The sequence below is a fragment of the Streptomyces sp. NPDC052043 genome (assembly GCF_044548235.1).
Lineage (GTDB): Bacteria > Actinomycetota > Actinomycetes > Streptomycetales > Streptomycetaceae > Streptomyces.
Genome location: NZ_JBIUBT010000007.1, coordinates 308620 through 324344 on the forward strand (window position 1 = coordinate 308620; position 15725 = coordinate 324344).

9 protein-coding genes and 1 pseudogene are annotated in these 15725 nt (G+C 71.1%); 3 read left to right on the forward strand and 7 right to left on the reverse strand.

Annotated features, from left to right (window positions below; genetic code table 11):
• Window positions 1-44: 44 nt before the first annotated feature.
• Together ACIHCX_RS20000 and ACIHCX_RS20005 are read right to left on the reverse strand one after the other, a co-directional pair.
• Window positions 45-2360: an ABC transporter permease gene (locus tag ACIHCX_RS20000; RefSeq protein WP_400031161.1), complete on the reverse strand. Its 2316-nt coding sequence runs from the start codon at window positions 2358-2360 to the stop codon at window positions 45-47.
• Window positions 2357-3064, reverse strand: coding sequence for an ABC transporter ATP-binding protein (locus tag ACIHCX_RS20005; protein WP_400031163.1), 708 nt, complete (start codon window positions 3062-3064; stop codon window positions 2357-2359). Before ACIHCX_RS20005 ends, ACIHCX_RS20000 begins: the two co-directional genes overlap by 4 nt.
• 103 nt (window positions 3065-3167) lie before the next feature.
• On the opposite strand from ACIHCX_RS20005, the gene ACIHCX_RS20010 reads away from it, so the two are divergent.
• The 3 genes from ACIHCX_RS20010 (at window position 3168) to ACIHCX_RS20020 (ending at window position 5974) form a co-directional block, all read left to right on the forward strand.
• Entirely contained in the window at window positions 3168-4070 is a 903-nt protein-coding gene (locus tag ACIHCX_RS20010) for a sensor histidine kinase (protein WP_400031165.1), read from the forward strand.
• On the forward strand, window positions 4067-4771 hold the full coding sequence (locus ACIHCX_RS20015; protein WP_400031167.1) for a response regulator: 705 nt from the start codon (window positions 4067-4069) through the stop codon (window positions 4769-4771). The genes ACIHCX_RS20010 and ACIHCX_RS20015 overlap by 4 nt, the downstream gene beginning before the upstream one ends.
• A gap of 147 nt (window positions 4772-4918) precedes the next feature.
• On the forward strand, window positions 4919-5974 hold the full coding sequence (locus ACIHCX_RS20020) for a NosD domain-containing protein (RefSeq protein WP_400031169.1): 1056 nt from the start codon (window positions 4919-4921) through the stop codon (window positions 5972-5974).
• Between the two features lie 42 nt (window positions 5975-6016).
• On the opposite strand, the gene ACIHCX_RS20025 is transcribed toward ACIHCX_RS20020, so the two are convergent.
• The 5 genes and pseudogenes from ACIHCX_RS20025 to ctaD form a co-directional block, all read right to left on the reverse strand.
• Window positions 6017-6559, reverse strand: a complete 543-nt coding sequence (locus tag ACIHCX_RS20025) for a hypothetical protein (protein ID WP_400031171.1) — start codon at window positions 6557-6559, stop codon at window positions 6017-6019.
• 167 nt (window positions 6560-6726) lie between these two features.
• A complete protein-coding gene (locus ACIHCX_RS20030; protein ID WP_400031173.1) occupies window positions 6727-10857 on the reverse strand; it encodes a carboxypeptidase regulatory-like domain-containing protein in 4131 nt (1376 codons plus the stop codon).
• Window positions 10858-11548: 691 nt separating this feature from the next.
• Window positions 11549-12748, reverse strand: a pseudogene (locus ACIHCX_RS20035) (glycoside hydrolase family 10 protein); the annotation flags it as partial.
• A 371-nt stretch (window positions 12749-13119) separates the two neighbouring features.
• Window positions 13120-13713: a hypothetical protein gene (locus tag ACIHCX_RS20040; RefSeq protein WP_400031175.1), complete on the reverse strand. Its 594-nt coding sequence runs from the start codon at window positions 13711-13713 to the stop codon at window positions 13120-13122.
• A gap of 3 nt (window positions 13714-13716) precedes the next feature.
• Window positions 13717-15411 (reverse strand): cytochrome c oxidase subunit I, encoded by a 1695-nt coding sequence (ctaD, locus tag ACIHCX_RS20045; protein WP_400031366.1) that lies wholly within the window; start codon window positions 15409-15411, stop codon window positions 13717-13719.
• Between the last annotated feature and the right edge of the window lie 314 nt (window positions 15412-15725).

Genomic DNA, 15725 nt, shown 5'->3' on the forward strand with positions numbered 1-15725 from the left:
GGCGCGGCGAAGGCGACGCGCCGGCTCGACCCACCACCGCGGCCTCACTCGTTGCGCAACGCCTGGGCCACCGTCAGCCGTGCCGCGCCCCGTGCCGGGACGAACGCGCCCAGGACCGCGATGGCGACGCCCGACAGGGCCAGGAGAGCCAGGGTGCCGGCCCGCCAGACGTCCGTCATGAAGGCGGGCAGGACGATGTCCACGGCGTCCGCCATCCGCGGCACCACCAGGTGGTAGCCGGCGATGCCCAGCGGGACACCGAGCAGGGAGCCGACCGCGCCGAGCAGCGCCATCGACGTCACCACCATCACCGTCACCTGACGCGGTGTCATGCCGATCGACTTCAGCATGCCCAGGTCGCGGCGCCGGTCCCGGGTGTTGAGGACGACCGTGTTGAGGACGCCGAGGGAGGCCACCACGGCGAGCATCGCGGTGAGCAGCGCCGCGGAGCCGACGATGGTCTGGGTGATGGTGTTCGGGCCTTGCGGCACCGGGTCGATCCCGTTGTCGACGGTTCTGGCCGCGCGCGCGTAGGCGGCCGGGTCCGCGCCGCCGCGCAACGTGATGAGGTACGCGATGGGCTTCTCGCCCGGGGACAGCGCCGTCAGCGTCGGCCAGTCGGCGAAGATCAGCTGACCGTTGACGTCCATGGACTCGCCGACGACGACCACCTTCTCCCGGCGGTCGCCCTTCCCCAGGACGAGCCGGTCACCGACCCGCAGGCCGTGCCGGTGCAGAAAGGCCGAGGGGGCCACGATCTCGCCGGTCCGGCGCGTCCACCGGCCTTCGACGAGCACGGTGTCCGACTGCGGCCGGTCACCGCGGCGCCCCTCGATCATCACCGACCGCACCGAGCCGGCGATACGGGCCTCCGCGACCCCCCTCGCGGTGATGCCGCTCGCACCGGGCAGCGCGCGCAGCAGCGACTGGAGCGCGAGGTCCTCGTGCTCCGCCTCGATCACCTTGCCGTGGCTGACCCTGCTCGCGTACACCGAGACCTGGTAGGCGTCCCGGCCCGCGTCCCCGAACCTGGTCATCGTCGTTCCCAGGCCGGTCGCGAACGTCACGGTGGCCACCCCGAGGACCACGGCGGCGAGCGTGAGGCCGCTGCGACCCGGCCGGGCGAACGGCAGGCCCACCCCCAGGCTCACCGACCGCGGCAGCCCGCTGCCCGCCAGCCGGCGCTGAATGCCCAACGCCCGCCCGGCGCGCGGGGCGCTGCCCGCGCTGATCGCCCGCGCCGCGGACAGCCGGTGCGCACGCGCCGCCGGACCGAGCGCGGCAAGCACGCAGACGGCGGGCATGCCGAGCAGCGCGAGCACGTTCACCCAGGGCGCGATGCCGACGCTGTGGTGGAACATCCCCGCGTCCGGCCCCATGAACACGAACTGAAGGAGGGGACGCGCCAGCAGATTCCCGACGACGGTGCCGACCACGCAGCCCGCGACCGCGGGGACGGAGACCATCGTGAGGTAGACGGCGACGACCTGCCCCGGCGTGAACCCCAGGGCCTTGAGGATGCCGATGTGCCGGAAGCCGGAGATCACCGCGCCGCTCACCACGTTGCCGACGATGAGCACCGCCACCACGATGCCCAGAACACCGAACGCCATCAGGTACGGGGCGTAGGCCCGTGCCGAACTTCCCACCTGGCTCTTGAGCGTGAGATACGACTGGGATGCGGTGAGCGCCTCCTTGGGCAGCCCCGGGGTCACCGCGGACAGGTCCGCGCGGAGCCGGCTCTCCGAGGACGCGTCCGTGAAGCGGAACAGCATCTGCGTGGCCGTCGGGTGCAAGGCCGGCATCTGGCCGGGCGCGACCCAGGCGTCCGCGGTGCGGCTCATCTCGAAGCCGAACCCGACGATGGTGAGCGTCGGGCCCGAGGGCACCTTGATCCGCTCGCCGAGGTCGTGCGCCGTCCCGTCCGACTGCCGGTTCACGACGATCTCACCGGGCCGGGTGGCCCAGCGGCCCGCCCACAGGTCCACCCGGTCCACCGGGCCCCCGGGACCGGGACGGCCCACGACCGTGACCGCGCCGGGAAGACCGTGGGCGTGGGCGCCGTCCCTCGGCAGGTCCAGCACGGCCTGCGCGAAGGGCCCGGCAGCGGCCTCGACCTCGGGCCGCCGCGCCGCCCGCGCCAACTGCGCGTCCGAGACCCTGGCCGGATCGAACGCGGCGACGACATGCGGGCCGCGCTGCTCGGCGAACGCCTTGTCGAACGGCGCGGACGCCGCGTCGACCAGGCCGAGCGCGACCACGATCGCCCCGGTCGAGGTCAGCGTGACCAGCCAGATGACGATCGTCTGGAGCCTGCGCCGCCGTACGGCCGCGCGCGCGGCCCGCCACACCGCCCTCATGCGGACGGCTCCAGGGTGTGCTCGCCGGCCACCCGGCCGTCGGCGAGCAGGACCAGCCGGCTGGCGCAGCGTCGCGCGAGGTGCTCGTCGTGCGTGACCAGGACCAGCGTCTGCCCGATCTGGTTGAGGTCGAGCAGCAGGTCCATCACCTGCTCGCCGGAGCGGCTGTCCAGGGCGCCGGTCGGCTCGTCGGCCAGCAGCAGGGCGGGGCGGTTCATCAACGCCCGGGCCACGGCGACGCGTTGCCGCTCGCCGCCGCTGAGCACGGCGGGATAGGCGTTGCGGCGGTCGGCGATGCCGAGTTCCTCGAAGAGCTCCAGGGCGCGGCGGCGGGCCTGCCGGGCCGGGGTGCCGGTCAACTGCGCGGCCAGGGCGACGTTGTCCAGCGCGGACAGGTCGTCGATGAGGTTGAAGAACTGGAAGACCATGCCGATCCGCCGCCGCCGGTACAGGGCGAGACCCTTCTCGCTCAGTGCCCCGACGTTCTCCCCGTGCACGAGGACCGTGCCGCCCGTCGGACGGTCCAGGCCCGAAATCATGTTGAGCAGCGTGGATTTGCCGCACCCCGAGGGTCCCATCACCGCGACCGCCTCCCCGGCCCGGATCCGAAGCGACACCCCGTCCAGGGCCGTCGTCCCGCCGTACTCCTTGCGCACACCGTCGAGTCGGACGACGGCCTCTCCGCTGCTGTCCTCAGTGACCATGCACGGGACGCTAGGCGAAGACGAGTGCGGGGACATCGCCCTGCGGAGGGCACTCGGACCCGCACCTCATCCTCCGGATGCAGCGCCGTGGATCCACAGGCTGATGCGGATCGGACGCCGTTCTGCGAAGGTGACCTTCGTGTGGGAGTGGGAGACGGACGCCCTGGTCGCAGTGCTGGGGGTGACGTGCGCGGCCGCCGGATGGCTGGCGGTGGCGCTCGTGCGTACGAGGCGCCGCTGGCGGACCGCCGTGGGAGAACGCGGCTGGCTGCTGGAGCGGGAGCGGGCGAGCGCCGCCCGCAGTGCGGTGGCGGCCGAACGCGACCGTATTGCCCGGGAGTTGCACGACATCGTCAGCCACAACGTCAGCCTTATGGTGGTTCAGGCCGGGGCCGCGAGGGAGGTGCTGGGCACCATGCCGGACGAGGCCGCGGCGGCGCTGAGGGCCGTGGAGGACGCGGGGCGCGGCGCGATGACCGACCTGCGGCACCTGCTGGGCCTGCTGGCGCCGTCGCAGAGCGGCGAGGACACGGACTACGACGACCTGGTCGAGGGCGCGGGAGGCGATCGCAGAGCCGCGGGGCCGGCGCCGCAGCCCGGCCTCGACCGGCTCGGCCCGCTCGTCGACCGGATCTCGTTCGCCGGACTCCCCGTGGAGGTACGGATCTCCGGCGAGCCGCGCCCGCTGCCCGAAGGCATCGACGTGACGGCCTACCGCATCATCCAGGAGGCCCTGACCAACGCGCTCAAACACGGCGACGGCGGCAAGGCCGAGGTGACCGTGCGGTACGCGGACCACACCCTGCGCGTCGAAGTGCTGAACACCGGCCCCAGCGTGCTGACCGGCACCGCACCCACACGGAGCACAGGTCGCGGGGACGGTACGGGCCGTGGACTCCTGGGCCTGCAGGAGCGGGTCGCGGTGTACGGAGGGGACCTGGACGCCCGCCGCCGGCTCGGCGGCGGCTACCGGGTGCGGGCACGCATACCCCTGGACCGCCCATGACGACGACCACGCCAGGTCCCGCGCCCCGCGTCCTCGTCGCCGACGACCAGACCCTCATCAGAACGGGCTTCCGGCTGATCCTGACCGCTCGCGGCATCGACGTCGTGGGCGAGGCGGCAGACGGCGAGGAAGCGCTGGCCGCGGCGAGCGAACTCAGGCCGGACGTCGTCCTGATGGACATCCGCATGCCGAACATGGACGGCCTCGAAGCCACCCGCCGCATCCTGGAACGGCTCCCCGACTGCCGGGTGCTCATCCTGACCACCTTCGACCTGGACCGCTACGTCTACACCGCGCTGTCCGTCGGGGCCAGCGGCTTCCTGCTGAAGGACGTCACCCCGGAACACCTGGCGGCGGCCGTACGCCTCGTCGACACCGGCGACGCCCTGCTGGCCCCGTCCATCACCCGCCGCCTGGTCGAACGCTTCGCCTCGGAGCCCACCCGTACCCCCGCCGTGCACGCCGACCTGGCCACGCTGACCCCCCGCGAGCTGGAAGTCCTGACCCTTCTGGCCCGTGGCCTCTCCAACGCCGAACTGGCCACCGAACTGACCCTGAGCGAGGCCACGGTGAAGTCGCACGTGGCCCGCATCTTCGCCAAACTGGCTCTCCGCGACCGCGCCCAGGCGGTCGTGCTCGCGTACGAGACGGGGCTAGTCCGGCCCGGCGGCGGCGGGGGGAGCAGACTCGCGGAGCCGTGACCGGGCCCATGGCCCGGCCTTCTTCCTTGGCCTGGTCACCTACTTGACGCACCTTTTGGTCCAGTCCACTCTGGGCGTGCGCATCACGGCTGCCGTTCCCCACCGAGGCAGCACCCCCCATTTGCCGCCGGCCCGGGAGGCGCCGCCATGGTCAGAGCACTCTCACCCTCAAGCCCGGCCTCGCGGCAGGCGAACCGTGGCACCAGGACGGTGGTGGGCGCGGCCGTGGCCGCCGCTCTCCTCAGCGCCGGCCTGCTTGTCCTGCCCGGCACCGCGTTCGCGGACGCCGTCCTGCCCACCCCTGCGCCCTCCGGCGGGGAGCAGACGGTACGCGTGTCGGACGGCAAGGGCCTCAAAGCGGCGCTGGCGGCCGCCCTGCCCGGGCAGACCATCGAGCTGGCGGACGGCGCCTACTCGGGCAACTTCAAGATCACCGCAGGAGGAACGGCGAGCGCGCCGATCACCCTCACCGGTTCCCGGAACGCGGTCCTGTCCACGCCCTCGGGCGGCGGCAACGGCATCCAGCTCACGAGTGCTCCGTACTGGACGATCAGCGGCATCACCCTCACCGGTGGCCAGAAGGGCATCATGGTCGACTCCTCCGACCATGTCGTCGTCGACGCGGTGGAGGTCCACCGCACGACCATGGAGGGCATCCACTTCCGGACGTCCAGCAGCTACGGGGTCGTGAGGAACTCCTTCGTCCACGACACGGGCACGTCCCGCAACGGCATGGGGGAGGGGGTGTACGTCGGGACCGCGAACACCCTCACGGACGCCAGCGATCACGTCCAGATCATCGACAACCGGATCGGTCCCAACGTCGGCGGCGAGAACATCGACATCAAGGAAGGCACCACCGGAGGCCTGATCTCCGGGAACACCTTCGACGGCAGCGGTCTCACCGGGGCCAACTACGACGACTCCTGGGTCGATGTGAAGGGCAACGGGTACACGATCGAGAACAACCGGGGCATCCGCACGACCAACGACGGCTATCAGACGCACAGTCAGTTCCCGGGGTGGGGATGCGGCACGGTGTTCCGCAACAACGCCTCGGACCTGACCGGTTCCCCCGGCCCCGACCGCTATGCCATCAACATCACCAACTACGACCCGGCCGCCTGCCCCGCGACGGTCACTTCGGACAACAGCGTCACGGGCGGCAGGGGCCTGGTCAACCCCGGCGTTCCGGTCACCTGACGGACGGGGTTCACCTCTTCGCGTCGGCGGTTCCGCGGGCATTCACCGGTAGTCGTCGGGGTGGCCCTGCATCCAGGTGTTGACCTCCTCCCGGGAGTCCAGCAGAAGCTTCTGGTGCCGTTTGAGGTTCTCGAAGGAGAAGTCGCCTTCGAGGGCGTCCTGCATCGCGCGGATCCGGGCGAGCGGACCGGCGAAGTGACCGGTGCCCTTCGGGCTGGCCTCCATCGAGTTGTAGAGGTCGTCGAGGTTGGTCAGTACCCGGTTGAGGAAGTACTCGCAGTTCCCCGGGGTGGTGCAGCCGTCGCTGTACGTGGCCTGGAGGACGGCGAAGGCGTCCCGGACCTGCGCTACCGGTGCTCCCGGCGCGGCTTCTGTGGTCGGGTAGCCCGCCGTCGCGGAAGGGCTCGCCACTGGCGCGGCGGGAGTCACCGGAGCGCTGCTCGCGGCACCGACCGGCCTGGCCGAGGACGAGGCCTTGCCCGAGGCCGACGCCGTGGCGTCGCCGTCTCCGGACGAGCACGACGTCAGCAGGACGGCGGCCAGCAGTATCGGCGCCGCGCGCCGTGCGGCTGTGGCTGAATGCATGGGTATCCCCCCGTTGGTCGAGACGCAGTGATCACTGCCTAACAGCCCGACCGAAGCCCTGTCCACCTTTCCGCCGGCTGGTACGGATGGCCGCCGGACAGTCCTCTTCCTGAACACGGCGCGGGCCGGTCCAGGGGACCGGCCCGCGCTGTTTCACGGAGATGGCGTCACGAGCTCTTCTTCAGCGTGAAGTTGCCGGTGGTCGTCTCCCCCTTCTTGATCTTCACGGTGGTGGTCACCGGCTGGTAGCCGTCCTTGGACACGATGACGGTGGCCGGCTTGCCGCGGCTGTCGAACCACAGGCCGAAGGTGCCGTCCTTGGCGGTCCGCAGCGTGTAGCTCGCCGCAGCGGTGTCGATCTGGACGGTTGCCCCGGCCAGGGGCGCGCTGCCGCCCTTGCCGTCGGCCTCCAGCACGGTGCCGGCGTACTTGCCCCAGTCCTTCGGCGGGCTGACGTGCATCTTCACGTCGACCGGGGTGCCGGCGTACGGGGTGTCGGTCTGGACGGTCAGAGCCGCGGTGTACGCACCGGGCTGGGTGACCTCCTCGACGGTGGCGTCCAGACCGACCGTGATCGTGGCGCTCGCCCCGGGCTGAAGCGTCACCTTCTGCTCGGAGAGGGACAGCCAGCTGACGTCCGAGGAGCCGCCGGTCTGGTCGTAGCCGGGCAGCACCTCCACGGTGGCCACCGGCGGCGTGAAGCTGCCGCCGGGGCTGCCGCCGACCTTGTAGAAGCCGGCCGCGCCACCGGTGCGGTAGACGGAGTTGTTGGCGTTGGGCAGGGCGGTCCAGGCGCCGGTGCCCGGGTCGAAGGCGAAGCCCTGGTTGGTGATGGCGGTGCTGTCGTTGGTGACACCGGCCGAGACCAGCAGCAGACCGTTGGCCGCTGTGGACGCCGAGCCCCACAGGTCGATGGGCAGGTCGGCCAGGGCCGACCAGGTGTCGGACGCCGGGTCGTAGACGTAGGTGTGCTTCACCGAGCCCGCGTCGGTGGTGCCGCCGGCACAGTAGAGCTTGCCGCCGATACCGCCGCAGGCCTCCCAGGCGATCGACTCAGGGTAGGAAGCGACCTGCGACCAGCTGTCGGACGCGGCGTCGTAGACGGTGACGTCCTTGGTGCCGCAGACGCTGGCGGTGCAGCCGCCGACGACGTACAGCTTGCCGTCGAGTACCGCGCTGCCCGAGCCCGCGTACGGCTTGGGCGAGGACGCCTTGGTGCTCCAGGAGTCGGAGGCCGGGTCGTAGACCTCCAGCTTGGCGTCGGGGTTGCCGCTGGCACCCCAGCCGCCGACCGCGTACAGCTTGCCGCCGATGAAGCCGCGAGCCGGGGACTCACGGGTGTCGGTGGCGGAGGCCAGCTTGGACCAGGAGCCGGTGTCGGGGTCGTAGGCGTACAGCGCGTTGGTGTCCACGCTGCCGGTGTAGCCGAAGGCCGAGTAGACCTTGCCGCCGTCGGCCGCGACCGCGTTGTCCTGCACGGTGGTGGGCAGGTTGGCCACCGGCTGCCAGGCATCGCCGCCCGCGTTGCCCACCACGGTGGGCTCCGCCTTGTTCTTTCCGTCGGCCTTGGCCGCGGAGAGCGGGGAGTAGTGGCCCTTCACCAGGTTGAGCGGTGCACCACCGGTGGACTGGCTCGTGAAGCCGCCGGACTGCTTGCCCAGGGTGAGGGTGGCAGGCGCCCCGCCGGTGTTCTTCACCGTCAGGTCCTGGGAGGCCGTCGTGCCCCACTCGACCGTCTTGTCGACCGAGCTGGGAGTGAAGACCAGCTTGCCGGCCTTCAGACCGAAGTCCGCCCGAGTGGTGCTGTCCGGTGCTACGTCCACCGTCTTGGCCAGGTCGGTGTAGTGCGACTTGGAGGCGGTGAGGGTGTGGCTTCCGGTCTTGGCGGTGAACATCCAGTAGAAGCCGCCGCCGAGCGCCGGGTCGTCCGGGGTGGCGGACGTGGTGGCCTTGTCCTGCGAGGCATCGGCGTTGACGACGGTCGCGCCGTTGATGCCCTCGCCGGTGTTGGAGTCGGTCACGGCGCCGGCGACCAGAGCGCCGGTGACGGGCTCGTAGGCACGCTTGCCGACGAACACGTTGTCGAGCGCCCACCAGTAGCCCCAGGTGGCCGTGAAGTGGAACCGCAGCTGCACACCGGACTTGCCGGCGTAGGCGGTCAGCGGGACCTCGACGTGGGCGGGGCCGGTCAGCGTGGTGGTGCGGTTCCAGACGTTGGTCCAGGTGGCGCCGCCGTCGGTGGTGACGTCGATGTCGCCGCTCTGGCCGGAGTAGCTCTTGTAGTCGGTGTCGAAGGAGAGCTGCGGGTTGGTGTTGCCGGTCAGGTCGAAGACCGGGCTGATCAGCGAGCTGTCCTGCTTCTTGCCGCTGCCGTAGTGGTCGCTGTCGACCATGGCGAAGCCGCCGGAGCCACCGGTGGTGTTGCCCCGCTTGCCCGGGTCGCCGAAGTCCCAGCCGCCGGTGGTGCCGTCGGCGTTGACGACGCTCCAGCCCTCGGGGGCCGCGGTGGTGGAGTCGAAGGGCTCCGTCGGACCGGTCAGCTTGAGCGCGTAGCCGGGGGCCGTGGCCGCCTCGACGTCCACCGGGACGGCGACGTTCAGGCTCTGTGCCGCGTCACCCACGGTCACCTGCTTGGTGACGGCCTGGTAGCCGGGGTACGCGGCGGTGAAGTGCAGGGTGAAGTCCTCGCCCTGCGGCAGGTCGACGCTGTACGCGCCGGTGTACGGGTCGGTGAAGACCGGAGCGCCGGGCATGCCGTCGACGGCGATCCTCGCGTAGAGCGGCCAGCCGTGGCCGGAGCCGTCGGTCACCTTGCCGCTGAGGGTCTGCCGGGCCACCGCGGCCAGCGTGAAGTCGGCCTTGACGGTGCCGTCCTCGACGACGGTGACCTTGGACGTCTTGGTTCCGTACCCGTAGGCGGACGCCGTCACGTCGTAGGCGCCTGGCGGCACGGTCAGACTGTAGTGGCCCTGGGCGTCGGTGGTGGTCCGGTAGTCACCGGCCACGACCGAGGCGCCGGCGAGCGCCTTGCCGGCGGTGTCGGTGACGCTGCCGGAGACCTCGCCGTGCGGGCCGCTGCGGAAGGCGGCGGGGCCGTTGGGCGTTCCCAGGCCGGTCGGTCCGTCGTAGCCGGGTCCGGCGGTGCACAGGTAGGCCGGGCTGCAGCTGCCGTTGGAACCCTCGGTCACGTCGTTGAGCGCGGACGGGCTCTGGTACGGGTACGCGTTCGGGTAGCTGCCCGGGGCGGGGGTACCGGCCACGGCGTACACGCCGGCGATGATCGGCGCGGAGGCGCTGGTGCCGCCGTACACGGACCAGCCGGAGCCGCCGTAGGTCTGGTACACCGAGACGCCGGTGACCGGGTCGGCGACCGCGGAGACGTCTGCGACAGTGCGCATGGCGCAGCCGGTGTCGGTCTGGAAGGACGGCTTGGGCTCGTACAGCGAGCAGCCCGAGCCCGGGCCGCCGTAGCTGTTGTGCCACACCGACTCGGACCAGCCGCGGGCGCTGGTGTCCTGCTTCAGGGCGGTGCCGCCGACGGCGGTCACGTACTGCGACGCGGCCGGGTAGGAGACGCCGTAGTCGTCGTCGCCGGAGGAGGCGACCATCGCCACGCCCGGATGGTTGTAGTGGGGGTCGTACTCCGTGGTCTCGGACGGGTCCTCACCGCTGCCCGGCGCAGAGGTGTAGCCGGTGCCGTAGGAGTTGGACACGTACTTGGCGCCCTGCACGACGGCCTGGTCGACGGCCGCGGCCATGTCGTCGAAGTAGGCGCTGTCGGCCTCGACCAGCAGGATGTGGGCGTTGGGGGCGGCCGCGGACACCATGTCGAGGTCGAGCGATATCTCGCCCGACCAATCGGGGTCGGGGGACGGGTAGTTCGTACCGCCGTGCTGGTCGATCTTCTTGAAGCAGCCGTTGTCGGTGGTGCAGGGGGGCAGGCCGTACTGCTGGCGGTAGACGGCCAGGTCGGCCTCGGCGGCCGGGTCGTCGTAGGCGTCGACGATGGCGATCGTCTGACCCGCTCCGCCGTTGGCCGGCAGGTTGTAGGCGCTCTGCAGGTCAGCAGCGCCGAAGCCGCTCGGCGTACTGGCCATCGGTTGGATGCCCTTGATGCCCTTGACGTCGGTGCGGCGCAGCGCCATGCAGCTGAATTCGCCCTTCTTGGGCGTGCTGCAGACCTGTTCCACCCCGGGATGTGCCGCGGTGGCGGCCTTCGGAGCGGCTGCCGCGGTGCCGCCCGCGGCCTGGGCGGCGGGCAGGGCCACCGTCATGGCGGCGACGGCGGCCGCGGTCAAAGCAGCCAGGCGCGCGGAGATCCTCCGCGCGCCCGGTCTGGAGTGCCTCGAAGTGCGCAATGTGTGACTCCCATGCTGTTGAGCCGGGGTCGACCTGTGCGCTGGTTCAAGGTCGACAGCGGATGGAATTCATCCGCTGTGAGACAACTAAGTGTCGACGCCATGTTCTCGACAAGAAAGCTTCAATGGCGGGGACATGACATGGCATGGATCCGCCAAGAGTGACAAAAGTGGATTTTCCAACGGAACATCATGGTTGGTGTGACGGACCCCCACAGTCGGGGTCGCGGCCAGGACGAGGAAAGAGCGGCTTCGCCCTCCCCGCGGCCCGACCCGACCCGGTTCTGAGCGGCCGGGTCGGGCTGCCGGGTCGGGCGCCGGCGGTGGTGCTGTGTCAACGGCGTGGCATTCGCACGGTGATCGGGGAGCTCTCGCGGCTCGCGCGGTCCACCGACGTGACCGTGTACGTCGTGCCTTCCGGGGCCGCCGGACCGGTCCACTGGCTGTCGCGGGCGCCCGGGAGCACCGCCACCAGATCGTCGTCGTCGGCGGTGTGCTGCCGCACTGCGTACAGCGCGGGGACGTGGTTGCCGCGGGAGCGCACCTCGATCCGGATCCCGCCGTCGGCCGTCCGGGCCGCCGACGCGAGCGGGGGCATGGGTGCGGGTCCGTGGGCGAGCCTCGGCAGGAGCGGTGGCAGCGCGGGCCGCATCCAGTGGTCGGCGCTCAGCCGGGCGACCGCGCCGATGCGGTCGGCGGTCACGTCCGCGGCGCTGAACAGGATCTCGCCGTTGATCTCCGGCAGTCCCCTGTCCATCGTGAGGTGCCGGGAGAGTTCGGCCGGGTCCTGCCAGGCGTCCGGTTGGGCGGGGTCGCCGGCCTTGTACAGGGCCTGGCCGATCCACAGCTGCACGTCGGTGCCGCGGACCGCCTGTGCCCACCACGGGGCGAGGACGGCGTAGTCGGCCACCGGGAGACCGATGTTCCAGTACAGCTCCGGGGCGATGTAGTCCAGCCAGCCCTTGCGCACCCAGCCGAGGGTGTCGGCGTTGAGCGCGTCGTAGGACTGGGTGCCGTTGGTGGCCGAGCCCCGCGGGTCGCTCGAGGCGTTGCGCCAGATACCGAAGGGGCTGACGCCGAACGCCGCCTCGGGCCGGACCGTGCGTACCCGGTCGCACACCTCCTGCACCAGCAGGTCCACGTTGTGCCGGCGCCAGGCGGCCCGGTCGGTGAAGTCCGCGCCGTACGTGGCGAAGGCGTCGTCGTCGGGGAAGTCCGCGTCGCCCACCGGGTAGGGGTAGAAGTAGTCGTCGAAGTGGACGCCGTCGACCTCGTAGCGTTCCACCGCGTCCATGATGGCGTTCTCGACGAAGGCGCGTGCGGCCGGTATGCCGGGGTTGTAGTACAGCTGGCCGCCGTAGGAGACGATCCACTCCGGGTGCAGCCGCGCCGGGTGGCTGGGCACGAGCTTGGTGACGTCGGACTGCAGCGAGACGCGGTACGGATTGAACCACGCGTGCAGGGCCAGCCCGCGGTCGTGCGCGGCCTGGACCATGAAGCCCAGCGGGTCGTAGCCGGGATCCTGGCCCTGAGTGCCGGTCAGGTACTGCGACCACGGCTCGTGGCGTGACGGCCAGAAGGCGTCGGCCGCCGGACGGACCTGCGCGAACACCGCGTTGAGTCCGATCGATCGGGCGTGGTCGAGCAGTGCGATGAACTCCGCCTGCTGTGCGGCGGGGCTCAGTCCGGTCCGTGAGGGCCAGTCGATGTTGGAGACGCTGGCGATCCACTCGCCACGCAGCTCGCGGTCGCGGTACGCGGTCGGGGTGCCCTCGGCGGCGGCCGCCGCGGCGGTGGGGATGGACGACCCCGTGGCGGCCAGGCCGGCCATCAGCCCTGCGGCCCGCAGCAGCACGCGGCGCGTGGGGCGAGGTACGGCAGGGCCATGGTGCGCGGTGTCGGTCACGCGGACTCCTGAAGAGAGACGGGAGCGGCTTGATCGGCTCACCGTTCCCACCGCGTCCCGCCCAGTCAACGAGCGGGGTGAAATAGTTACCGAACCGCTAGCAAGTGTCCAAGTCGCCTCTGGGGATGCGGAATTCGCTCCGTTCCGCGTGGCCGGGACTGTTCATGTCGCGGCATTCTGCGCGCAGCCCGCTAGCGGTACGCAACCGCCCCTCCTCCCGGGTCACTTCGGGAGGAGGGGCGGCCGGCCTTGGCCGTCGTCGGAGCGGGACGACAGCTGACGACACCTGGCGACAGCTACAGCGCGGCACCCCGGGAGTTCTCCCGGTGCCGGCTCCCTCCCTCCACGGTCGTCGTGGCGGGGCGTGTCGCGCGGGCGTACCCCGCCGCCGCCGTGAGGAACACGCCCATGACGGCGACGGGGGCTGCGGCGGTCACCCAGTGGGGGTCGGCGTCGGGGCCCGAGGCGGACTGCCAGGTCCAGGCCGCGACGGCCACCGCCGCGGCCAGGCCGCAGCCGAGGACGGTGGCGACGACGTTCCGGGAGTGGGACGGGCCGGTCGGGGCGGGGACATGACCCAGGCGTGTCCAGTGGCCGGCCATCTCGCGGGCCTCGCGCCTGCGCTGCGCGGCGGCGTGCAGGCGCAGGGCGCAGGCGACGGTGGCGCCGGCGACGGCCGCGGCGACCGGTGTCCACCATGCCTCGGCGACGAGCAGCAGCACGGCGAGGGCGCCCGCGCCGGCCCAGCCGGTCACGCAGGCCGCGGCGGCGATGCGCCGGAACTCGGGCCGGTCCGCGCCGGCCCGCAGGTCGGCGAGGGCCGGCACGTACCAGACGGAGCCCGCGGTGGTGAGCGCCGCGGCTCCCAGGGCGGCGACGGCGTGGGACACGGCCTACCTCGCCGCCTCTTCCACCGCGGCCCGCCCCGCGGTCCCGCCGACCCCGGCGACCCCCGTGACCCCGGAGATCTCCGGGTGGTGCAGGTCGAACGCCGGGGACTCGGTCCGGATCCGGGGCAGGGAGACGAAGTTGTGCCGCGGCGGCGGGCACGAGGTCGCCCACTCCAGGGAGCGGCCGTAGCCCCACGGGTCGTCGACGCCGACCGGCTTGCCGTACTTGGCGGTCTTCCAGACGTTGTAGAAGAACGGCAGCAGCGACAGACCGAGCACGAACGACCCGATCGTCGACAGGGAGTTGAGGAAGGTGAAACCGTCGGCCGCGAGGTAGTCGGCGTACCGGCGCGGCATGCCCTCCACACCCAGCCAGTGCTGGACCAGGAAGGTGAGGTGGAAGCCCACCGTGAGCGTCCAGAACGTGATCTTCCCGAGCCGTTCGTCGAGCATCTTGCCGGTGAACTTCGGCCACCAGAAGTGGAAGCCGGCGAACATCGCGTACACCACAGTGCCGAAGATCGTGTAGTGGAAGTGCGCCACCACGAAGTACGAGTCGGACAGATGGAAGTCCAGCGGCGGGGAGGCCAGGATCACTCCGGTCAGACCGCCGAAGAGGAACGTCACGAGGAAGCCCACCGTCCACAGCATCGGTGTCTCGAAGCTCAGGGAGCCGTTCCACATGGTGCCGATCCAGTTGAAGAACTTCACACCGGTCGGGACCGCGATCAGGAAGGTCATGAAGGAGAAGAACGGCAGCAGGACGCCGCCGGTGACGTACATGTGGTGCGCCCACACGGTCAGCGACAGGCCCGCGATGGAGATGGTGGCGCCGATCAGGCCCATGTAGCCGAACATCGGCTTGCGGGCGAAGACCGGGATGACCTCACTGACGATGCCGAAGAACGGCAGCGCCAGGATGTACACCTCCGGATGGCCGAAGAACCAGAACAGGTGCTGCCACAGCAGCGCACCGCCGTTGGCCGAGTCGAAGACGTGGCTGCCGAACTTGCGGTCCATCTCCAGGGCGAACAGCGCCGCCGCGAGCACCGGGAAGACCATCAGCACGAGGAGCGCGGTCAGCAGCACGTTCCAGGTGAAGATCGGCATGCGGAACATGGTCATGCCGGGCGCACGCATGCAGATGATCGTGGTGATGAAGTTGACCGAGCCGAGGATGCTGCCGAAGCCGGACAGCGCCACACCCATGATCCACATGTCGGACCCGATGCCCGGCGAGTGGACGGCGTCCGACAGCGGCGCGTACAGGAACCAGCCGAAGTCGGCCGCGCCCTGCGGGGTGAGGAAACCGGCCGCGGCGATGAGGGAGCCGAGCAGGAACAGCCAGTAGGCGAGCATGTTCAGCCGCGGGAAGGCGACGTCCGGGGCGCCGATCTGCAACGGCATGATCCAGTTCGCGAAGCCGGTGAAGAGCGGCATCGCGAACATCAGCAGCATGATCGAGCCATGCATCGTGAACGCCTGGTTGAACTGCTCGTTCGACATGATCTGCAGCCCGGGCCGGGCGAGTTCGGCCCGCATCGCCAGCGCCATCACGCCACCGAGGATGAAGAACGCGAAGGCGGTGACGAGATACAGCGTCCCGATCTTCTTGTGGTCGGTGGTGGTCAGCCACTCCACCCACGAGGGTCGAACGGGGCCGTGTCCTGGGACCTGGGCCGCCTGCCCTCCTGTCACCGGGCCGCCGGCCGCGCCCTTGTCCGCCACCGCGGTACCGGGAACCGGCGTGGCCTCGACCACGTCTTCCCGGTCTTCCGGCCGCGCTGCCGCCTGTTGTATGCGCACCTCGTCCACCGGACGGTGCCCTCCGCATCTGCTTGGTTCATCGACACAACGACGAGCCCGGAGGTGCTCCGGTTGAGGAACGGACCCGACCCTCCCGGCCGCCGCCTCATGATCCCCAAAGGGGCATGGGGTGCGGATAGGGCCGAACAGTCCCTCCGCGCCCCTCCGGGCAGGGCCTAACAGCCCTGCACCCGGGATCCCCGTTC